We start from the raw sequence: 19813 nt of genomic DNA on the forward strand, positions 1-19813 counted from the left end.
CACGTCAACTGGCCGTGTGTAGAGTCTAGTCACACAAAACAGGAGACGGTAATGACTGCAGTTCAAACACTCGATATTCGAGTCCATATCAATGGCCGCAAGATGTCCGGCACCCAGTGGCTCTTGCTGGTGCTGTGCTTCCTCATCGTGGCCACCGACGGCATCGACGTTGCCATCATGGGCTTCCTGGCGCCGGCGATCACGAAGGATTGGGGCATCTCGCGCGCCGCCTTCGGCCTGGTGATGAGCGCGGCGCCCGTCGGCCTGGCCGCCGGCGCCCTGATGATCGGCCCGCTGTCCGACCGCTACGGCCGCAAGACCATGCTGCTGCTGTCGATCGCGCTGTTCGGCGCCTTCAGCGTCCTGAGCGCACTGGCGACCGACGTGCTGTCGCTGTGCGTGCTGCGCTTCCTCACCGGCCTCGGCCTCGGCGCGGCGATGCCGAATACGACCACCCTGCTGTCGGAATACGTTCCGGAAGCGCGGCGCAGCACCCTCATCGCCATCATGTTCACCGGCTTCAACCTGGGCTCGGGCCTGGGCGGCTTCGGCACGGCCCTGATCCTGCCGCACTACGGCTGGCGCGGCGTGCTGGTGGCCGGCGGCCTGATTCCGCTCGCCTGCCTGCCGCTGTACATGCTGCTGGTGCCGGAATCGGCGCGCTTCATGGTGGTGCGCAAGTACGCGGCGGAGCGCATCGCACGCACCTTGCGCCGCGTCTGCGGCGGCGAATTCGGCGACGACACCCGCTTCGTCGTCAGCGAGCCGCCGGTCCAGGACGCGGCGCCGGGCAAGGTGCTGGTATCCCCGAGCTACCGCGGCATCACGATGGCCTTGTGGACGACCTACTTCATGGGCCTGCTGGTGATCTACCTGCTGTCCGGCTGGCTGCCGACCCTGATCAAGGATGCCGGCCTGCCGATCGAACGCGCCGCCAACATGGGCGCCATGTTCCAGGTCGGCGGCACCATCGGCGCCGTTTTGGTCGGGATCCTGATGGACCGCTGGACGCCGAAGCGCGCGATCGCCGCCGCCTATGCCGCCGGCGCCGCCTTCATCCTCGTCCTCGCCATGAGCAGCGTGTCCTCGGCCCTGTTCTCGCTGTATGTCTTCATGACCGGTTTTTGCATGAGCGGCGCCCAGACCGGCCTGAACGCCTTCGCGCCGTCCTGCTACCCGACCGCGGTGCGCGCCACCGGCGTGTCGTGGATGCTCGGCGTCGGCCGCTTCGGCAGCATCCTCGGTTCCTTCCTCGGCGGCCTGCTGCTGACCATGGGCTGGAGCTTCGCGGCCGTGATCGGCATCCTCGCCGTGCCGGCGATGTTCGCGGCCCTGTCCATCGTCGCATCCCGCAGCGCGGCGCGCACCGCGCTGGCCTGAGCCGCGCCCATATAAATATCATCCTGGAGACGAAATGAAGAAGACTCATGCACTCGCCGCGGCCATCGCGGTCCTGTCGGGCGCCGCCCATGCCCAGTCCGGCGTCACGGTCTACGGCCTGATCGATGCCGCCATCGAACACTACGACAACGCCAATGCGTCCGGCGCGGGCGTCACCCGCATGCCCGGCCTGACCGGCGGCATGTTCCCCTCGCGCCTGGGTTTCCGCGGCAGCGAAGACCTGGGCAACGGCCTGTCGGCCATCTTCACGCTGGAGAACGGTTTCCAGCCCGATACCGGCAACGTGAACCAGGGCGGCCGCCTGTTCGGCCGCCAGGCCTGGGTCGGCCTGTCCGGCAAATGGGGCGCGCTCACCGTCGGCCGTACCTACAATATGCTGTACATCTCGACCTTCGACGTCGACCCCTTCGGCCCAAGCGTCTACGGCATCGGCACCCTGGATGCCTTCATCCCCAACGGGCGCCACGATAACTCGATTTCGTACAAGGGAACCTTCGACCGCATCACGGTCGGCGCCACCTATAGCCTCGGCCGCGACGTCTCGGCCGCCGGCGGGCCCTCGGCCACCAACTGCCCCGGCGAATCCGCCGCCAGCGCCCAGGCCTGCCGCGAGTATTCCGGACTGCTGCGCTACGACGCGCCGGGATCGGCATTCGGCGTCCTGGTCGCCTACGACAATCTGCGCGGCGGCGCCGGTGCCGCCGGCGGGCTGACGAGTGCGGACCTGTCGGATGCACGCCTGCATGTAGCAGGCTACGCCAACGTGGGAGCATGGAAGTTCGGCGCCGGCGTGCTGCACCGGAATAACGAAGGCAGCAAGACCCAGCCGAAGAGCAAGCTGGCCTACGTCGATGCCGCTTACTCGGTGACTCCGCAACTGGTGATCGACGGGCAGCTTGCGAAACTCGATTTCAAGGACAGCCCGAACGATTCGGCCCAGGTCCTGCTGCGCGCCATGTACAACTTCTCGAAGCGCACCACCGTGTACGTGGCGGCCGGCCATATCGTCAACGACGGTAGCGCCGCGGTGGCCCTGAGCTCGGGCGGTTCGGTCGGCGCGGGCCTGTCGCAGACCGGCGTGATCACCGGTATCAAGCACGCGTTCTAAGGCCAGGGAAGAAGGGGCAAGCGGCGCCGCTGGCCGCTTGCCCCGGCCGGGCTCAGGCGCCCGGATCGCGGAACTTCTCGACCTTGTCGAATTCCACGTTGTACCAGCCGCCGTTCACCTTCTCGGCCTTGCGCAGATAAACGTTCTGGATCGTGTCGCGGGTTGCCGGGTCGATCTCCATCGGGCCGCGCGGGCTGGTCCAGGCCATGCCCTTCATCGCCGCCAGCAGCTTGTCGCCATTGCTGTCGCCGCCGGTCTTGGCGAGGGCCAGGTAGAGCAGCTGCATGCCGTCGTAGGCGCCGACCGAATGCATGTTCGGGCGCATGCCCTTGTTGGCCTTCTCGAAGGCCTCCACATAAGCCTTGTTTTCCGGCGAGGGATGGGCGGCCGAGTAATTGAAGCTCGAGACCACGCCTTCCGAAGCCGCGCCGATGGTTTCCATCAGGTCGTCGTCGACCACGTCGCCGGTGCCGATCAGGCGGATGCCGGCGTTGGCCAGGCCGCGGTCGGTGAACTGCTTCATCACCGCCGCACCTTCGCCCGAGGGCACGAAGACGAACAGCGCATCCGGCCTGGCGTCGCGCACCCGCGCCAGGAAGGGCGCATAGTCCGGATTGCGCAGCGGGACGCGCAGGCTTTCCAGGATCTTGCCGCCGGCCTTGGTGAAGCGCGTGACGAAGGTCTTCTCGGAGTCGAGCCCCGGACCATAGTCGGACACCAGGGTCACCACGGTCTTGATCTTGTTCTTCGGCGCCCATTCGGCGAGGGGCGCCGTGACCTGCGGCAGGGTGAGGCCGGTGCGCACGATGTAGGGCGAGCGCTGCGGGATGATGGAGGTGGCGGCCGCCATCACGATCATCGGTACCTTGGCCTGGGTGGCGATGGGGGCCGCGGCCAGGGCCAGCGGCGTCAGGCCGAAGCCGGTCAGCACCTCGACCTTGTCGCGCGCCACCAGTTCCTGGGCCAGGCGCTTGGTGACGTCGGGCGAGACCCCGCCGTCGTCCTTCAGGATGACTTCGATCTTGCGGCCGGCCACGGTGTCGCCGTGCTGCTGGATGAACAGCCTCACCGCCGCGTCGACCTGGCGGCCGGTGGAGGCGAAGGGGCCGGACATCGGCACGATCAGGCCGACCTTCAGCGGGGTGGCGCCGGCGGCGCGCGCGAACGAGGGAAGCAGGCCGGCGGCCAGGGCGGCGCCGCTGCCCAGCAGCAGGTGGCGGCGTTGGCGGTCGATTGGATGGGACATCTTGTCTCCTTTATTGTCACTGCATGGCCCGTGGAGAGGGCCGGGATCAAACTCCACAACAAACCTCTTGGGCGGCAGGACATGGAGACCATGTAACCACGGCCGAGATTGCCTGATTGTCAGGCAACCACGGAATGGATGGGTGCGAAATGCTGCTGATGTGATCTAATTTACTTATCGCACGGGAGCGAGCCGGATGGATGCCCGCTCACATGGTCCACTTCAGCATCAGGCTGGGGGAATGACGGGAGTAATTCCGGCCCTCGATCTTGTAGCGATGGATCTCGTCCCGCACGCCCAGTTGCCACGCACCTTTGCCGTCGAGCTCCCACAGCAGCTCGGGCCTGAGAAAGACTTCGGCGCCGTTGTCGCCGGCGCCGTTCACCAGGGACAGCAAATTGAAGTGGAACTTCTGGCCCGCGACCGGCAGCGCGTTCGACATCAGCACCGAGCGCCAGAGCCATTCGCCGCGATAAAAATTCGTGTGCCGGCGCAGCAGGCCGGATTCGAAGTAGGCGAATCCCGGCACCTTCAGGTCGAGCGAGAGGCCGTGGTTGTAGGAACGGAAGTCGGCGTAGCTGGCACGCTCGTAGCGCGCAATCAGGGCAATATCGCTGATCGGGCCGAAGGACAGATCGCGGCCGCTCAACTTGCCGAGACTCAGGCGCGGATTGAAGACCAGCATCTGCTGAACGCCGCTGCTGCCGCCGAAGGAGCCGGCGCCGGCGCCGCCGACATCCGTCCCGTGGAATACTTCGGCGTCGACGTAGACGTCGCCGTATTTGAATCCGCCGAAGTATTCGAACTGGTAGGTGGACAGGTGTTCGTTGCCGGTTCCGGTGCCGAGAACCGGATCGGTCTTGGCATCTTTTGTGTAGAGTGCGCTCAGGCTTGCGACCTGGAAGTCGGCTGCCGCTGCGGCAGCGGTGGCGCCGGCCAGGCAGGCAGCGGCTGCCGCACAAGCCATGCGATATTTTGTCGTCATTTTGTCTCCATGCGGGCCCGCCCAGTGGCCGGCCCATGTTGTCGCAGGATCAGGCCGGAACGGCTTCCCGAACGCCCTGGTCGAGCAGGGGATGCTCGCTTTTCGGAAGGTGGAGCGCGGCGTCGGCTGGTGCGGCGTCGCGCAGGTGCTTGTGGACGACACCATCCTGCATCACCATGACGATCCGGGATGGGTCCGTGAGGATGCCGAGGTCCTGGAGGGGATCGCCATCGACCATGACCAGGTCGGCGATGTAGCCGGGCTGGATCTGTCCGAGTTCGTGGCCGCGCATCATGACCTCGCCGCCCAGCCGGGTTGCCGAGACCAGGGCTTCGGCCGGCGTCATGCCGATGTAATCGACGAAATACTGCAGGTCGTTCGCATTGGTCCCGTGGGGCATCCAGGCGAATCCGTAGTCGCCGCCAGGTAGTATCCGGATGCCGCGCTTGTGCATCTTGCTCAGGGATTCCGCGGCAGCTTCGAGCTCGCGCCGGTAGCCCATCTTTTCCGCCACCGCCGGCGTGATGCCGTAGTCGGAGGCATGGAAACTGGTGCGTACCAGCCAGCCGATGCCTGGTGCGACAAAGTGCTTCTCCCTGTTCGCTTCGAGCATGTCGAGCGCTTCCTCGTCGGCAAAGCTAGCATGGAAGATCATCTCGATACCATGGCGTACGCACTGCTTGACCGATTCGCTCGAACGCGCGTGGGCGGCGACCCGCTTGCCGTAGCGCCTGGCCTCGGTCGCCAGCATGGCGATTTCTTCCTCGGAGATAGGGGACAGCTCCGCGGGAATCCCTGCGATGTATTCGCCCGAGAGATTGATCTTCAAATGGTCGACGCCGTACTTCACGAACAGGCGCACCGCCTTGCGGACTTCTTCCGGCCCGTTGACGATATGTCCGAAGCTGAGCTCGGGGAAGGGCAGGTGTGGCAAGGAATTGTCGCCCAGTCCTCCCAAGGTCGTGATTTCCTGGCTACCCGCCAGATAGCGCGGGCCGGCGCACTGGCCGGCATTGATGGCATTGCGCAGCACGACGTCCAGGCGCGCCTTGGCGGCGGCGGCGCCGATGGCCGACGTCCACCCCATGTCGAGGTAGCGCCTCGCGACTTCGACGCACCAGAGAATATGCTCTTCAGGCGGCATCATCTGGATCGCGGCGAGGGATGGCTGGTCATTCCAGGAAAAGTGCGTATGGGCTTCCGTCATGCCCGGCATCAGGAATTTGCCCTTGCCGTCGATGAGTTCGTCCGCCTGCCCCACGAGCTGGTCCGGGTAGCGCGTCACTTCGACGATACGGGCGCCGTCCACCAGAACCGCGCCCTTGAATACCGCGCCGCCGCTGCCATCGAAAACCGTCACGTTGCTGATTGCTGTCTTTTTCATGTCTGTCTCCCCGCTTCCTTGAAAGGTTTATTTGACCGAACGTAAAAATTGTTCGAGCTCACGGGCGCATTCCAGCGGCCGCTCGAAAGTCGTCCAATGCCCGCAGCCAGCCAGCACCAGCACCCGGCTGCCCTCGATGCGCGCTGCCATGGCCTCGACGGCGGCAGCGGGGGCGACGCCATCCTGGTCGCCGGTGACCAGCAGGGTCGGTACCCTGATTTCCTCGACCGTCGCAGCCTGGGCGCGTGCCAGCGCGATGCAGCTTTGCGCATATCCGTCAGGCGTCTGGCGCATTACGCTCTCGCGCACCAAGGCCAGCACGGCAGGCTGGGCCGCTTTCGTTTCGCGCGAGGTCGCGCCCGCCACGATGGCGTCGGCGATCTCCTGCATGGCTGCCGCACCACCGCTTGCCGCCTTGTCGGCACGCGCCAGGATGCCGGGCCGGCCCGCCTCGGCCGGGCACAGAAGCGGTCCGAATAGCGCAAGGCCCTTGACCAGCGACGGATCGCGCGTGGCAAGGTGCTGGCAGACGATGGTGCCCATCGAATGTCCCAGGAAGATGGCGTCCTTCACTTCCAGGTGGCGGCACACGGTTTCCACCGCATCCGCCATGCTGCCGATGCCGAGTTCCGGCGCGGGCAGGGGAGAGCGGCCGCTCCCTGGCAAGTCGATGCGAATGACCCGGTGGCCCTGCAGGGCTTGCAACAGAGGCGTCCAGGTATTGCTGGTGCCGCCCAGGCCGTGCACGCAGACGACGGCCGGGCCCTCGCCTTCGACTTCGACGGCGAGTCCCTCGATGTGGTGTGTAGTCATGGCCGTATCCTCAGACGAAGGTGTTTTCGATCGCACCGATGCCATCGATCTCGATCCTGACCACATCCCCGGCCGTGAGGAAGCGTGGCGGCTTCATGCCCAGGCCGACGCCGGCAGGGGTGCCGGTCGCGATCACGTCGCCGGGGTAGAGGGTGATCCCGCGCGAGATGGTCTCGATCAGTGTCGGGATATCGAAGATCAGGTTCTCGGTCGGGCCGTCCTGGCGCAGCTCGCCGTTGACCCAGCAGCGTACGCGGGTGCGGGTGCCGTCCAGCTGGTCGGCGGTAACGATCCAGGGCCCCATCGGACAGAAGGTATCGAAGGATTTGCCCATGTCCCACTGCTGGTGGCGCATCTGGACGTCGCGTGCGGTGATGTCGTTGACGACGGTATAGCCGAACACGTGGTCCATCGCGTCGCCGCGGCCGATGTTCTTTCCGCCTTTGCCGATCACGACCGCCAGCTCGGCTTCGTAGTCGATCTGCTCGGAGATCGCGGCGCCCGGCAGCGCGATATCGTCGTAGGGACCGACCACGCATTCCGGCACCTTGGTGAAGACGATCGGCCACGATTCGGGGTTGGCATCGTTGTCCTTGAAGACCGAGGCCTGCAATTCCCTGGCGTGGGCGTGATAGTTGCGCCCGACGCACCAGAGATTGCGGCGCGGTTGCGGCAAGGGCGCTTCCAGCTGGACCGAGGACAGCGGCAGGGACGGACCGGCGCTTGCGGGCAGCGCTTCGCCCTGCGCGAGCAGTTCGATGACGGCCAGGACGCCGGTTGCGGCGGCGTCCTGGCTCAGGTTCAAAGGCGTAACGGACTGCCGGTCGTCGCTGACGAGCCCGACAAAACGGCGTCCATCCACTTGGTAGCTTGCGAGTTGCATATGATTTCTCCGAAGGGTGTTCTGCTCCGCCTCATGCGCAGCGAGGACCGTAGGGAGTGTAGGAAGGAGGTGGGAAAGCTGCTTATCGCCCGGTGAGGGGGCTTATCAATGTGTTGGAGCGCTTATCAATCCGTCTGATCTATTTTCGACGAATGCCCGCCATCATCGCGGCCGCGATTAAAATCGCCCTAAAGATGACCGGAACATACCGGCGAGGAGACATTCAATGGCAGAGGCATACGCGTTTCGTGAAGGAGCGTTCGGCCAGGCGATCGTGCTGGAGGCCGGCAGCGATCTCGTTGCGCACTCCCATTCCGAGTCGCAGATCGTGTTCTGGCTGGGTGGGGCAAAGGCGCAAGCCAGCGTCGGGACCGAAACCGTGCGCTACGGCGAAAACACCGGATTGGGTACGAATGCCAACGAGTCGCACGACATGGTGCTGCTGGACGATAGCGGGCCGGCGATCTTCCTGGTCTTCATGATTTCGAGGCCCTGGCTGAACGAACGCCGCAGGGCGACCGGACGTCCGTTTGTCTTCCCTTCGCCGCGGATTCCGATCGACGCCACCCTGCGCCAGGCATGCTGGCAGGTTCTCGACCTGATTTTTTCAAGTAATGAAACACCCGAGACCCTCGACGGGCTGGTCGAGCAGCTGATCATTGCCGCCATCGATGCCGTCAGCAAGGCGCGGGCGGCCGATGCCAAGGTGCTGCTCCCGCCCCTGCTCGACCATCGGCTGCGGACCGCGATCGGGCTCATGCGCACGCACGTCAGCGAGAAATTCGCAGTCGACGAAATCGCCTCGCGGGCCGGCCTCTCGCGCGCCCATCTCTTTACGCTATTCCGCGACCAGCTCAACACCACGCCGCAAGTCTTCTGGAGTGCAATCCGCGTGGAGGAGGCGATGCGCCGCCTCGTGCGCGAACGTGTCTCCCTGACCTCGGTCGCACTCGATCTCGGATTCTCGGCGCCGAGCAATTTTTCGCGCTTCTTCAAGGAGCACACCGGTGTCTCGCCCTCGACATTTCGCAAAGCCGCCACCGGTTCGGTGCCGTCGACGGTGACTGGGCTCGCAGCATAGACGGCAGCGACGGATCCGTGTCGATCTTGCGCGTTGATACGGTCTAATTTACTTATCGCAAAGTCCTGCACATCCATCGACAGGCCCGTGCTACCATCGGCTGTAACTTCCGGTTTCGCAGAGCAGGTCACATCATGGCTACCGACAACGCCCAGGCAATCCAGCCCCAGCTCGACGATCTGCTCGAACACATTCCCGCGGGCGTCGTCGTCCACGGCGTCGACGGCCGCATCCTGAACGCCAACCGGCTCGCCTGCGAACTGATCGGCATGAGCGTCGAGCAATTGAAGAACAAGGTCAGCGGGAAGGCCCGGCCCCTGCTGCGCGCCGACGGCACGCCCTTGCCGCCCGACGAGCTTCCTGCCAACGTCGTGCTGCGCACCGGCAGCAAGGTCTCGGAAGTCATCCTCGGTATTGCCGACCCGCAGCCGGAATCGGTGCGCTGGCTGATCTGTAACGCGTATCCGGAATTCGATTCCAAGGGCGAACTTTGCCGTGTCATCGTCTGCTTCACGGACTGTACCGCGATGAAGCGGGCGGAGCAGGGACTGCAGAAGTCCGAAGAACGGCTGCGGCTGATACTGGAAGGCTCGACCGATGCGCCGTGGGACTACGATCTCGTCAAGAACGAGGTCTATTACTCGGAGCGCTGGTGGGAAATGCTCGGCTATCGTCCCGGCGAACTGGGGACCGACAGCAGCCTCTGGCTGGACCTTGCCCACCCCGACGACAGGGCGCGTGTCGCCGGCTACTGGGACGAACTGCTCGGCAGCCAGCGCGGCACCTACAGTGTCGAATGGCGCCTGCGTCATCGCGACGGCCACTACGTGCCGGTGCTGTCGCGCGGCCTGGTCACGCGCGATGCGGCCGGCAAGGCCCTGCGTGTTTCGGGGACGAATACCGACCTGACCGAGCGCAAACGGGCGGAGCGCCGCATCTACGAACTGGCGTATTACGACCATCTCACCGGCCTGCCGAACCGCCGCCTGCTCGGCGAGGAACTGGACAAGGCGCTGGCGCGCAGCGAACGCACGGGGCGCCTCGGTGCGGTGGTCTTTCTCGACCTGGACAATTTCAAGCTGCTCAACGATACGATGGGCCACGACTTCGGCGACATGTTGCTGCGCCAGGTGGCCGAGCGCCTGCGCCATACCTTGCGCCACTGCGACCAGCTGGCCAGGCTGGGCGGCGACGAGTTCGTGCTGGTGCTGGAAGACCTGGGCGACGACCCGCGCGAGTCGGTGATCGAGGCCCAGCACGTCCTGGAAAAGCTGCTGTTCACGCTCGGCCAGCCTTATTACCTGGATGGGCGCCTGTTCGTCAGCACACCCAGCATCGGCGTCACCTTATTCGACGGCGCCGCAACCGGGATCGAGACCCTGCTCAAGCAGGCCGACCTCGCCATGTACCGGGCCAAGGCGGAAGGACGCAATACCGCGCGCTTCTTCGATCCGCGCATGCAGGCCTCGGCCGAATACCAGGCAAGGCTGGAGCGGGCCCTGCGGGAAGGCTTGCTGGACCACCAGTTCGTGCTGTTCTGCCAGCCCCAGTTCGACAGGGAGGGCCAGCTGGTCGGCGCCGAAGTCCTGCTGCGCTGGCGCCGCGCCGACGGCTCGCTGCTCGGCCCTACCGAGTTCATCGGCCTGGCCGAGTCCTCGGGCATGATCGTGCCGCTCGGCCAGCATGTACTGGAGGAAAGCTGCCGTGCGCTGGCACGCTGGCGCGGCGACCGCGCACTCGGCCAACTCGAGCTGGCGGTCAACGTCAGCGCGCATCAGCTGCGCAGCGCCGATTTCGTATCCAACATGGTTGACATCCTCGAGGAAACCGGCGCGCCGCCCGGCAAGCTGTGCCTGGAACTGACCGAAAGCGTGCTCGCCGAAAATGTCGCGGACACGATAGAGCGCATGCGCGCACTGCGCAGCTACGGCCTGCATTTCTCGCTGGACGATTTCGGTACCGGCTATTCCTCGCTTGCCTACCTGAAACGCTTTCCGCTGACCGCGCTGAAGATCGACCGCTCCTTCGTGCACGACGTCCACATCAATCCGGATGCAGTGCCGATCGTCAAGGCCATCATTGCGCTGGCGCGCACGCTCAAGCTCGACATCGTTGCCGAGGGCGTCGAACACGAAGCGCAGCGCAACTTCCTGGTCGATGGCGGCTGCGGCACGCTGCAGGGCTACCTGCTCGGCCGGCCGATGCCGATCGGCGAGTTCGAACGGATGTACGGCAGCGGCGGCGTCGGCAACGCTTGAGGCACCGGGTCCAGGGCTCCAGTCTCAGCAGCCCGGCCCCTGCATGGTTCAGGGAATGGCGCCTTTTGGGCGCCATTTTTTATGATCGAGCTAAAGCTGGCGGCGTGGAAACTTTCGGTATATTTTATATATTTCCTTAAGGTTACAATTAATGTTCAGTTAAGCCATTGATTCTAAAGAATTAATTTGAGCTGGAATGCATTTTGCTGTAACTAACATTTGTATTACTTGGGCTTTCTAGACGTAAACAAAGTAACTTCTGGGGAGAAAATGATGAAATCTAAAGTTCTGAAAATCGCAATGGCAACGGCAGTTTTGACAGGCGCGGCACCGTCATTCGCAAGCCTGGTTTATGTCAATGGCGTGCAGAATTCAGGTACTGGTCTAGGAGCGGTTAACACAGTGGTGACGGTCCAGGACAATAACAAAGGGGGAAAGGATAACGGCATCGAGTCTGGTTGCGTGACCTATACCGGAGGCAATCCGGCCACTCCGGCGGAAACTTGCCCGACGGCAGCAGATCTGATAATGCCGACTGCCCCCGAAGGTGGCGATAACCATTCCGGGAACGCAGGTAACAGTACCTATTACCTCGATAGCATCACCGGTCTTACCAGCGCAGGCCAACTAGGCTTCGTAGTGAACGTCAGCGAAGGCGGACCGGGCAACACGGCAACGCTGACCAATCTCTTTCTCAGCCTGTACAACACGACGGACGGTACGACGCGATACTATAACTACGAGGGAGGGCCCCTGGTGCTCGGCGATTCCGGCGGTACCGGTCAGGCCGGCTTGAACCGCTTCATTCTGGACAAGGCCCAGGCTGCGGATGCGGCAGGCTTCTGCAAGACCCTGCACGAATGCATTGTTGGCGGCGGTATCCAGTTCGCGTACGGCACGACCGAAGCGACCCCGGAAACCGTGTCCGTCGGCGCCTTCAGGCGCCCCAACGAGGTGCCGGAACCGGGTTCGCTGGCCCTGCTGGGCGTAGGCGCGATGGCCTTCGGCGCAATGCGCCGCCGCTTCAACGCAAAGAAGTAAACCAGGCGGATCGGCGCTCGGGCGTTCGCTTCGGCAAGACTTGAAGCGGCGCCTGGGCTTTTTTTCGTCCATCCATCCCGGCCGGGCACCCGGCGATCATCACTCACCCAGGCAGGCGGTACTGGCGCCTGGCGTCGCGAATCGTTTCGTGATGCCGGTTGGCCCATTCCACCAGGCCGCGCATCGGCACCATGAAGGAACGCGCGAGCGGCGTGAGTTCGTATTCGACCCGCGGCGGCACTTCCGGATACACGGTCCGCAGCACGAAGCCGTCTTCCTCGAGGCGCTTGAGCGTGGTCGACAGCATCTGCTTCGACACGTCGCCGATCGCACGCATCAGTTCATTGAAGCGCAGGGTGCCGCCATCGAGGGAATGCAGGACCAGCAGCGTCCACTGGTCGCCGATGCGGTCGAGGATGTCGCGGATCGGGCAGCCGTCCGCGCTGTCGGCGTCCAGGCAGGGATGGGAAATCGGTGTGTCGCGCATGGGAATCGGTCCGGCATGGTCAGGCCGCACTGACCAGATCACGCCGCGGTGACTTCTTGTAAAGGACGACAGCCTAGCATAGGATGGCGCGTGGTCTACACGGAGAATTTTGTATGGCACGTATTGCCCTCATCGGCGCCACCGGCAACGTCGGTTCCCGCCTGCTCGACGAACTCGTTTCACGCGGCCACCAGGTCACCGCCATCGGCCGCGATCCCGCCAAGGTCGCGGCGCGCCCTGGTGTCAGCGCCGCGCGTGCGGACATCAATGACGAAGCCGGCCTCGCCGCCGTACTGCGCGGACACGATGCCGTGATCAGCGCGGTGCGCTTCCTGGACAGCGACCCCGACGTCCTGCTGGCGGCGGTACGCAGCGCCGGCGTGCCGCGCTACCTCGTGGTGGGTGGTGCCGCGAGCCTGCTGGTGGCACCCGGCAAGCGCCTGCTCGACCAGCCGGATTTCCCGGAAGCCTACAAGGCCGAGGCGACGCGCGGCGCCGCTTTCCTCGACGCCCTGCGGCAGGTCCAGGACCTGGACTGGACCTTTCTGTCGCCGTCGGCGATGTTCGTGCCCGGCGAACGCACGGGCCGCTTCCGGCTCGGCAAGGACGAACTGCTGACGGGCGAAAAAGGCAGCTCGATCTCCTACGAGGACTTCGCCATCGCGATGGTCGACGAACTCGAGAAGCCGGCCCATTCGCGCCAGCGCTTCACCGTCGGTTACTGAAGGCGCAGCGCCAGCCGGAGTTGCAGCAGCAGATAGTCGACGTCGGCGGCGCCGGTGTAGCGGCCCAGGGTGATGCGCATCGCGCCGCGGGCCAGCGCCTCGCTCAGGCCGAGCGCGCGCAAGACGTGGGAGGGGGCGGCGCTGGCCGAGTTGCAGGCGGAACCGGCCGACACCGCGATCCCCGGCAGCTTGTCCGTCAGGGCATCGGCCCCGGCGCCGCTGAAACTGATGTTCAGGTTGTGCGGAATACGCTGTTCCATGTCGCCGTTGAAGCGGACGCCGGGCAGGGCGGCGAGCCCGCTGCGCAGGCGCTCCCGCAGCGCGCCGATGCGCGCGGATTCGTTCGCCATGTCCAGGCGCGCCAGCTCGAAGGCCTCGCCCATCCCCACGATCTGGTGGCTGGGCAGGGTGCCGGAACGCAGGCCCTTCTCGTGCCCGCCGCCATCCATCTGCGCTTCCAGGCGCACCCGCGGATCGCTGCGCACATACAGGGCGCCGATGCCCTTGGGACCGTAGACCTTGTGGGCGCTCAGCGACAGCAGGTCGACCTGCAGGCGGCCGACGTCGATCGCGACCTTGCCGGCCGCCTGCGCTGCGTCCACGTGCAGCAGGACGCCGCGGGCGCGGCAGATGCGTCCCAGTTCGCCGATCGGCTGGATGACGCCGATCTCGTTATTGACCATCATGACCGAGGCCAGGATGGTGTCGGGCCGCAGCGCCGCTTCGAAGGCGGCCGGGTCGAGCAGGCCGTTCGGCTGCGGCTGCAGGTAAGTGACGTCGTAGCCTTCGCTCTCCAGCCGGCGCATGGTGTCCAGCACGGCCTTGTGCTCGGTCGTCACCGTGACCAGGTGCCGCCCTTTTGCACGGTTCGCATGGGCCGCGCCTTTCAGGGCGAGGTTGTTCGATTCGGTGGCGCCGGAGGTCCAGACGATGTCGCCGGCGGCCGCGCCGATCAGGGCCGCGACCTGGGCGCGCGCCCGCTGCACCGCGCCAGCGCCCTCGATGCCGAAAGCGTGGGAGCTGCTCGCCGGGTTGCCGAATTTTTCGGTCATGTAGACCAGCATTTTCTGCGCGACTCGCGGATCGACGGGCGTCGTTGCCGCATAGTCCAGGTAAACGGGAAGCGCCGCCGGCGCCGGAAGGTCGGCAGCGCTGCGACAGGATGCCGCCGTGCGGCTGGGCGAGAGTGTGTCGGTCATGGCGGTATGGTTCAATGATGGGGAAGCCCACCTTAACCGCGTCCGCGACGAAAGCAAACGACCGATTATGAGCATCGATATCGGATTTTCGACGGGTTCCGGCGGCGGCATGCTGATATAATATTTGCCACACTGCAAGTTCATCCCATGAGCGCCCTTTTCGACCACGAGATCATCGAACAGCTGCACGACAGTACCCGCTCGCTGGTCTATCGTGCCCGCGCGCGTGATGGAACGGCGCTGATCGTCAAGCAGCCGAACCAGCAGTTCCCGTCCTTCCAGCAGCTGGCCCAGTTCAAGCGTGAGTACGCGATCGCGCGCCGCTGCCGCCATCCGGGCGTGGTGCGTCCGCTCGCGCTGGAGCTGCATGGCGGGCGCTGGACCATGATCCAGGAAGATGCCGGCGGCCTCGCCTTGGACAAGTTCCTGCGCGCCCAGCCCCAGGGCATCCTCGCGCTGGACGACTTCTTCGAGATCGCGCTGCAGCTGTGCGGGGCGCTGGAAGAGGTCCACCGCCAGGGCGTGATCCACAAGGACATCAATCCCTCCAACCTGGTGTGGAATGCCGAACGGCGCCTGCTGCAGTTGATCGACTTCGGCATCGCCTGCGAGCTGCCGCAGGAAAGCCAGGGCATCGTCCATCCGCATGCGCTGGAAGGCACGCTGCGCTACATGGCGCCGGAGCAGACCGGGCGCATGAACCGGCGGGTCGACTACCGCGCCGACTTCTATGCGCTCGGCGCCACTTTCTACGAACTGCTGGCCGGCCAGCCGCCCTTCGATGCGCGCGACGGCATGGAGCTGGTGCATTGCCACATCGCGCGCAGCCCGGACTGGCTGAACCCGGCGCTGGGTGGCGTGCCGGGTGCGCTGCTGGCGATCGTCCAGCGCCTGCTGGAAAAGAACGCCGACCAGCGCTACCAGGGTGTGGAGGGCCTGCGCCGCGACCTCGAAGCCTGCCGCGCAGGGCAGGCCACACCGGCGCAGCCGCTCCGGCTGTCCGGCCACGACGGCCGCTTCCTGGTGCCGCAGACCCTGCATGGACGCGAGAAGGCGATCGCCGCGCTGCTGGCGGCCTTCGAACGCAGCGCCGAAGGCGGCAGCGAGATGCTGCTGGTGGCCGGCTATTCCGGCATCGGCAAGTCGGCGGTGGTGAACGAAGTGCAGAAGCCGATCGTCGCCCGGCGCGGCTGCTTCCTGTCCGGTAAATTCGACCAGTTCCAGCGCGACCTCCCTTACGCTTCGCTGATCCAGGCCTTCCAGGGCCTGGTGCGCCAGCTGCTCGCCGAGCCCGACGACGTGCTGCGGCAATGGGCGGACAAGCTGCGTGAGGCCCTGGGCAGCGGGCTTGGCGTGATGACCGAACTGATCCCCCAGCTGGCACTGATCGTCGGTGCGGTGGAAGCGGTGCCCCTGCTGGCGCCGGAACAGGCCCAGCTCCGCCTGAGCCGGGTATTCCCGCGTTTTGCCCAGGTATTCGCCGATGCCGCCCATCCGCTGGTGCTGTTCCTCGACGACCTGCAATGGGCCGACGCGCCGACCTTGCGGATGGTCGAGCTGTTCATGCGCTCGCGCCACCTGCTGGTCATCGGCGCCTACCGCGACAACGAAGCCGAAGCCACCCGTCCGCTGGTCGGGCTGCGCGACAAGCTGCTCGCGGAGGGCGTCAAGGTGACGACCCTGGTGCTGGGGCCCCTGACCGAGCAGCAGGTGGCGCGCATCGTCTCGGCCACCGTGAGGGTGCCGCTCGCCGACTGTACGCCGCTCAGCCGGCTGTGCTTCCGCAAGACCGCCGGCAATCCCTTCTTCCTCAACCAGTTCCTGGGCTCGATCCATGAGGCCGGCCACCTGCGCTACCGCGCGGCGGACGATTGCTGGGACTGGGACCTGGCCGCGATCGAGCAGGCCGCATACACTGACAACGTGGTCGATCTGCTGCTCGACAAGATCCGCCGCCTGCCGCCGGCCACCCAGCACCTGCTGCAGCTGGCCGCCTCGATCGGCAACCGCTTCACGCTCGACACGCTCGCCCTGGTGGTCGAACGCGCCGCCTGGCGCACGCAAAAGGACTTGTGGCCGGCGCTCGATGCGGGACTGATCCAGCCGCTCGACGAACGCTACAAATACCTCTTTGCCGATGCCGGCCCCGCGGCCGGCGGCAGCAGCGGCATCGGCTACCGCTTCCAGCACGACCGCGTGCAGCAGGCGGCCTACCAGCTGCTCGACGCCGGCGCGCGCGGCGCCAACCACCTGCGCATCGGCCGCCTGCTGCTGCTGCGGGACACGGCGCCCGAGCGGCAGGACGGCAAACTGTTCGAGATCGTCGAGCAGCTGAATGCCGGCCGCGGCTTGATCCCGGACGCCGCCGAGCGCCTGCAGCTGGCCGGGCTGAACCTGCGTGCCGGCGCCAGGGCGCGCCGTTCCGCCGCCTTCCAGGCCACGCTGGAGCACATGCGCATCGGCCTCGAGCTGCTGCCGGCGGATGCCTGGCAACAGCACGCCGGCCTCTGGCTCGACCTCCAGCTCGGCGCCGCCGAAGCCTGTTACCTGTGCGGCCAATTCGACGCCGCCGAGGCGATCTACCCGCTGGTGCGCGCGCACAGCCGCACGCCGCTCGAGCAGGTGCGCTGCATTGCCGTCCAGGCCCACCAGTACCAGTTGCAGGGCCGCCTGCAGGATGCCATTGCCGTGCTGCGCGACGGCTTGGCGCTGCTGGGCGTCGACATTCCGCGGCACGCCGGGCAGCAGAAGGCGCGGTCCGACGAACTCCTGGCCGACATCGGACGGCTGCTTGGCGCACGCGACCCCGAGGATCTGCTGGCGGCCGATGAGATGGACGATCCGCATGCGGTGGCGGCGCTGCAGATGATGCACGGCCTGTGGATGGCCGCCTATTACGCGGGAGACCAGGGTGTAAGCGGGCTGATGCCACTGGTGATGACACACCTCTCCATACAGCAGGGGAACAGCGATTTCAGCGCCGCTGGCTACGTCGCCTACGCCATGCATTTGACACTGCAGACCGGCGACTACGAGCGCAGCTACCGTTTCGGCGCGATGGCGCTGGCGCTGTCCAGGAGCCGCACCAACCCACAGATCCGCATCCAGACCGCCCTGATGTTTGCCGCCATGATCAATCACTGGACACGGCCGCTGCGCAGTTCCGACGCCCTGTACGAGGAAGCCTTCGGCTGGGCGCTGGAGATCGGCGATTTCGTGCAGGTCGGTGTGGTCGCGGCCGTGCGCGCGACCGACAGGCTCGTCCTCGGCGACTACCTGCCGGACCTGATGCAGGCCATCGAGCGTGACCTGGAACTGATGCGCGCCAACGGCCAGCAGGCGATGGCCGACTGCTGCGCCGCCGGCGCCCTCCAGCCGATCAAATCCCTGATGGGCCTGACGGCGCGCAGCGACAGCTACGACGACGCAGGCTTCAGCGAGGCGCGCTTCCTCGAGCAGTACGGCGCCTCGCGCCTCTACCACGCCTATTTCCTGCAGGGGAAGATCCGCAACGCCTACCTGTTCGACGCCGCCGATGCCGAGGCGCTGGCCGGCCAGCTCGGCATCGTCACCGCCATCATGCGCGGCCAGGCCAAGGTGCCGGAATCGACCTTTTACACGGTGCTGATCCTGATCCGCGCCTTGCGCCGCGAGCCGGCGCGGCCGGATGCGGGTGAGCTGCTGGAGCGGATCGAGACACTGCGCTCCAGCCTCGCCCGCTGGGCCGGCATCGGCGCGGAGAGCCTCGGCGCGAAAGACCTGCTGGTGCAGGCCGAGCTGGCGCGCCTGCGCCAGGACCTGCCGCTGGCCACCCGCTGCTACCAGCAGGCGATCGACGCCGCCGGCCTGGCCGGCTACGTCAACGTACAGGCGCTGGCGAACGAATTGTGCGGCGAATGCTGGCTGGAGCAGGGGCAGCCGCGCGTGGCCGCGGTCTTCATCCGGGATGCCATCGCGCGTTACGGCCAGTGGGGCGCCGAGGGCAAGATCGCACAGCTGCGCGCCCGTCACGGCAGCCTGCTGTCGAAGGTGGACGGACGTAGCACGCTCCCGCATGCCGGTACCCACACGCAGGCCCACGCCAACGGCGCCAGCGCCCTCGACCTGGTCTCGCTGCTGAAGGCGACCCGGATCCTGTCGAACGAGGTCGGGTTGCGCAATGTGCTTCAGCGCCTGCTCTCCATCGTGCTGGAGAATTCCGGCGGCCAGGTGGCACGCCTGCTGCTGCTGACCGACGGCGTCTGCCGGCTGGAAGCCAGCATCGACGAGGAGAAGGATGGCGAAGGCGTCACGGTGCTGCAGTCGCGCCCGATCGACCTGGACGCCGCCGCCGATCCGCAGTTCCCGCTGTCGGTGCTGCGCTACGTGATCCGCAGCGGCCAGGAAGTCATCGAAGACAATATCGCAGGGGCCTCGCGCTTTGCCGCCGACCCCTACGTGCAGCGCCTGCAGCCGCGCGCCGTGATGTGCCTGCCGATCCGCCACGGCGGCCGCATCGACGGCGTGCTGTATTTCGAGAACCGCCTGGCCGAGGCCTCCTTCACCGAGGAGCGCGTGGAATTCCTGCGCATGCTCGGCGCCCAGGCGATGATCTCGATCGCCAGCGCCAGGCTGCACGACAGCCTCGAACAGCGCGTGGCCGAACGCACCGCCCAGCTGGAGGAAGCCAACCGCAAGCTGGCGACGCTGTCCATCACCGACGGCTTGACCGGCCTCGCCAACCGCCGCCATTTCGACGAAGTGCTGCGCGCCGAATGCGCGCGCGTGGCCCGTCTCGGCCAGCCGCTGGCCGTCGTCATGCTCGACGTCGACCACTTCAAGAAATTCAACGACCGCTACGGCCACCAGGCCGGCGACGCCTGCCTGGTGCGGGTCGCGCATGCGCTGGCCGCCGGTACCCGGCGCGCGGGCGACCTGACCGCGCGCTACGGCGGCGAAGAGTTTTCGATCGTGCTGCCCAACACCGGCGCGGACGAAGCGCGCGACATCGGCGAAGCGCTGCGCGCGGCGATCGAATCCCTGCGCCTCGACCACGCGGGCGCGGCCGCGGGCCAGGTGACGATCAGCGTCGGCATCGCGGTCCAGCCGGGGCGGGAAGCAGGAGGCCCGGATACCTTGATGCGGCTGGCCGATGCGGCGCTGTACCGCGCCAAGGCGGCTGGGCGGAATTGCGTGGTGCTCAGTGAATGACCGTGTCTTACA

At 66.1% G+C, this 19813-nt stretch carries 14 protein-coding genes; 7 read left to right on the forward strand and 7 right to left on the reverse strand.

Annotation, left to right across the window (positions count from 1 at the left end; translation table 11 throughout):
- Window positions 1-51: 51 nt before the first annotated feature.
- Both AC1DOQ_RS15320 and AC1DOQ_RS15325 read left to right on the forward strand, forming a co-directional pair.
- Window positions 52-1380, forward strand: coding sequence for an MFS transporter (locus AC1DOQ_RS15320; protein ID WP_477365663.1), 1329 nt, complete (start codon window positions 52-54; stop codon window positions 1378-1380).
- A gap of 34 nt (window positions 1381-1414) precedes the next feature.
- Window positions 1415-2509: a porin gene (locus tag AC1DOQ_RS15325; RefSeq protein WP_477365666.1), complete on the forward strand. Its 1095-nt coding sequence runs from the start codon at window positions 1415-1417 to the stop codon at window positions 2507-2509.
- Window positions 2510-2561: 52 nt separating this feature from the next.
- On the opposite strand, the gene AC1DOQ_RS15330 is transcribed toward AC1DOQ_RS15325, so the two are convergent.
- The 5 genes from AC1DOQ_RS15330 to AC1DOQ_RS15350 all read right to left on the reverse strand — a co-directional run bounded on the left by AC1DOQ_RS15330 (window position 2562) and on the right by AC1DOQ_RS15350 (window position 7820).
- On the reverse strand, window positions 2562-3755 hold the full coding sequence (locus AC1DOQ_RS15330; protein WP_477365669.1) for an ABC transporter substrate-binding protein: 1194 nt from the start codon (window positions 3753-3755) through the stop codon (window positions 2562-2564).
- A 208-nt stretch (window positions 3756-3963) separates the two neighbouring features.
- Window positions 3964-4740, reverse strand: coding sequence for a hypothetical protein (locus AC1DOQ_RS15335; RefSeq protein ID WP_477365672.1), 777 nt, complete (start codon window positions 4738-4740; stop codon window positions 3964-3966).
- Window positions 4741-4789: 49 nt separating this feature from the next.
- On the reverse strand, window positions 4790-6124 hold the full coding sequence (locus AC1DOQ_RS15340) for a metal-dependent hydrolase family protein (RefSeq protein WP_477365675.1): 1335 nt from the start codon (window positions 6122-6124) through the stop codon (window positions 4790-4792).
- A gap of 27 nt (window positions 6125-6151) precedes the next feature.
- A complete protein-coding gene (locus AC1DOQ_RS15345) occupies window positions 6152-6937 on the reverse strand; it encodes an alpha/beta fold hydrolase (protein ID WP_477365678.1) in 786 nt (261 codons plus the stop codon).
- A 10-nt stretch (window positions 6938-6947) separates the two neighbouring features.
- Window positions 6948-7820 carry a fumarylacetoacetate hydrolase family protein gene (locus AC1DOQ_RS15350; protein ID WP_477365681.1) on the reverse strand — a complete coding sequence of 291 codons (873 nt, stop codon included), beginning with the start codon at window positions 7818-7820 and terminating at the stop codon, window positions 6948-6950.
- Window positions 7821-8046: 226 nt separating this feature from the next.
- Between AC1DOQ_RS15350 and AC1DOQ_RS15355 the strand changes: the two genes are divergently transcribed.
- The 3 genes from AC1DOQ_RS15355 (at window position 8047) to AC1DOQ_RS15365 (ending at window position 12200) form a co-directional block, all read left to right on the forward strand.
- Entirely contained in the window at window positions 8047-8901 is an 855-nt protein-coding gene (locus tag AC1DOQ_RS15355; RefSeq protein WP_477365684.1) for a helix-turn-helix domain-containing protein, read from the forward strand.
- A gap of 134 nt (window positions 8902-9035) precedes the next feature.
- Window positions 9036-11159, forward strand: coding sequence for a sensor domain-containing protein (locus AC1DOQ_RS15360; RefSeq protein ID WP_477365687.1), 2124 nt, complete (start codon window positions 9036-9038; stop codon window positions 11157-11159).
- Between the two features lie 273 nt (window positions 11160-11432).
- Complete coding sequence (locus AC1DOQ_RS15365) at window positions 11433-12200, forward strand: PEP-CTERM sorting domain-containing protein (protein ID WP_477365690.1); 768 nt, start codon at window positions 11433-11435, stop codon at window positions 12198-12200.
- Window positions 12201-12303: 103 nt separating this feature from the next.
- On the opposite strand, the gene AC1DOQ_RS15370 is transcribed toward AC1DOQ_RS15365, so the two are convergent.
- Window positions 12304-12687 carry a winged helix-turn-helix transcriptional regulator gene (locus tag AC1DOQ_RS15370; protein WP_477365693.1) on the reverse strand — a complete coding sequence of 128 codons (384 nt, stop codon included), beginning with the start codon at window positions 12685-12687 and terminating at the stop codon, window positions 12304-12306.
- Between the two features lie 113 nt (window positions 12688-12800).
- Here AC1DOQ_RS15370 and AC1DOQ_RS15375 point away from each other — a divergent pair, with 113 nt between their 5' ends.
- The gene (locus AC1DOQ_RS15375; RefSeq protein ID WP_477365696.1) at window positions 12801-13412 is read left to right on the forward strand and encodes an NAD(P)-dependent oxidoreductase; all 612 of its coding nucleotides are present in this window, start codon (window positions 12801-12803) and stop codon (window positions 13410-13412) included.
- On the opposite strand, the gene AC1DOQ_RS15380 is transcribed toward AC1DOQ_RS15375, so the two are convergent.
- Complete coding sequence (locus AC1DOQ_RS15380) at window positions 13406-14611, reverse strand: aminotransferase class V-fold PLP-dependent enzyme (RefSeq protein ID WP_477365700.1); 1206 nt, start codon at window positions 14609-14611, stop codon at window positions 13406-13408. The two genes, AC1DOQ_RS15375 and AC1DOQ_RS15380, sit on opposite strands and share 7 nt — an antisense overlap.
- Before the next feature lie 147 nt (window positions 14612-14758).
- On the opposite strand from AC1DOQ_RS15380, the gene AC1DOQ_RS15385 reads away from it, so the two are divergent.
- Window positions 14759-19801 carry a diguanylate cyclase gene (locus AC1DOQ_RS15385; RefSeq protein ID WP_477365703.1) on the forward strand — a complete coding sequence of 1681 codons (5043 nt, stop codon included), beginning with the start codon at window positions 14759-14761 and terminating at the stop codon, window positions 19799-19801.
- Window positions 19802-19813: the final 12 nt, after the last annotated feature.

The organism is Massilia sp. 01N417, from assembly GCF_056399645.1.

Coding starts and splice junctions, on each gene's coding strand:
- AC1DOQ_RS15320 (WP_477365663.1), top strand. CDS start 52: ATGACTGCAGTTCAAACACTCGATATTCGAGTCCATATCAATGGCCGC.
- AC1DOQ_RS15325 (WP_477365666.1), top strand. CDS start 1,415: ATGAAGAAGACTCATGCACTCGCCGCGGCCATCGCGGTCCTGTCGGGC.
- AC1DOQ_RS15330 (WP_477365669.1), bottom strand. CDS start 3,755: ATGTCCCATCCAATCGACCGCCAACGCCGCCACCTGCTGCTGGGCAGC.
- AC1DOQ_RS15335 (WP_477365672.1), bottom strand. CDS start 4,740: ATGACGACAAAATATCGCATGGCTTGTGCGGCAGCCGCTGCCTGCCTG.
- AC1DOQ_RS15340 (WP_477365675.1), bottom strand. CDS start 6,124: ATGAAAAAGACAGCAATCAGCAACGTGACGGTTTTCGATGGCAGCGGC.
- AC1DOQ_RS15345 (WP_477365678.1), bottom strand. CDS start 6,937: ATGACTACACACCACATCGAGGGACTCGCCGTCGAAGTCGAAGGCGAG.
- AC1DOQ_RS15350 (WP_477365681.1), bottom strand. CDS start 7,820: ATGCAACTCGCAAGCTACCAAGTGGATGGACGCCGTTTTGTCGGGCTC.
- AC1DOQ_RS15355 (WP_477365684.1), top strand. CDS start 8,047: ATGGCAGAGGCATACGCGTTTCGTGAAGGAGCGTTCGGCCAGGCGATC.
- AC1DOQ_RS15360 (WP_477365687.1), top strand. CDS start 9,036: ATGGCTACCGACAACGCCCAGGCAATCCAGCCCCAGCTCGACGATCTG.
- AC1DOQ_RS15365 (WP_477365690.1), top strand. CDS start 11,433: ATGAAATCTAAAGTTCTGAAAATCGCAATGGCAACGGCAGTTTTGACA.
- AC1DOQ_RS15370 (WP_477365693.1), bottom strand. CDS start 12,687: ATGCGCGACACACCGATTTCCCATCCCTGCCTGGACGCCGACAGCGCG.
- AC1DOQ_RS15375 (WP_477365696.1), top strand. CDS start 12,801: ATGGCACGTATTGCCCTCATCGGCGCCACCGGCAACGTCGGTTCCCGC.
- AC1DOQ_RS15380 (WP_477365700.1), bottom strand. CDS start 14,611: ATGACCGACACACTCTCGCCCAGCCGCACGGCGGCATCCTGTCGCAGC.
- AC1DOQ_RS15385 (WP_477365703.1), top strand. CDS start 14,759: ATGAGCGCCCTTTTCGACCACGAGATCATCGAACAGCTGCACGACAGT.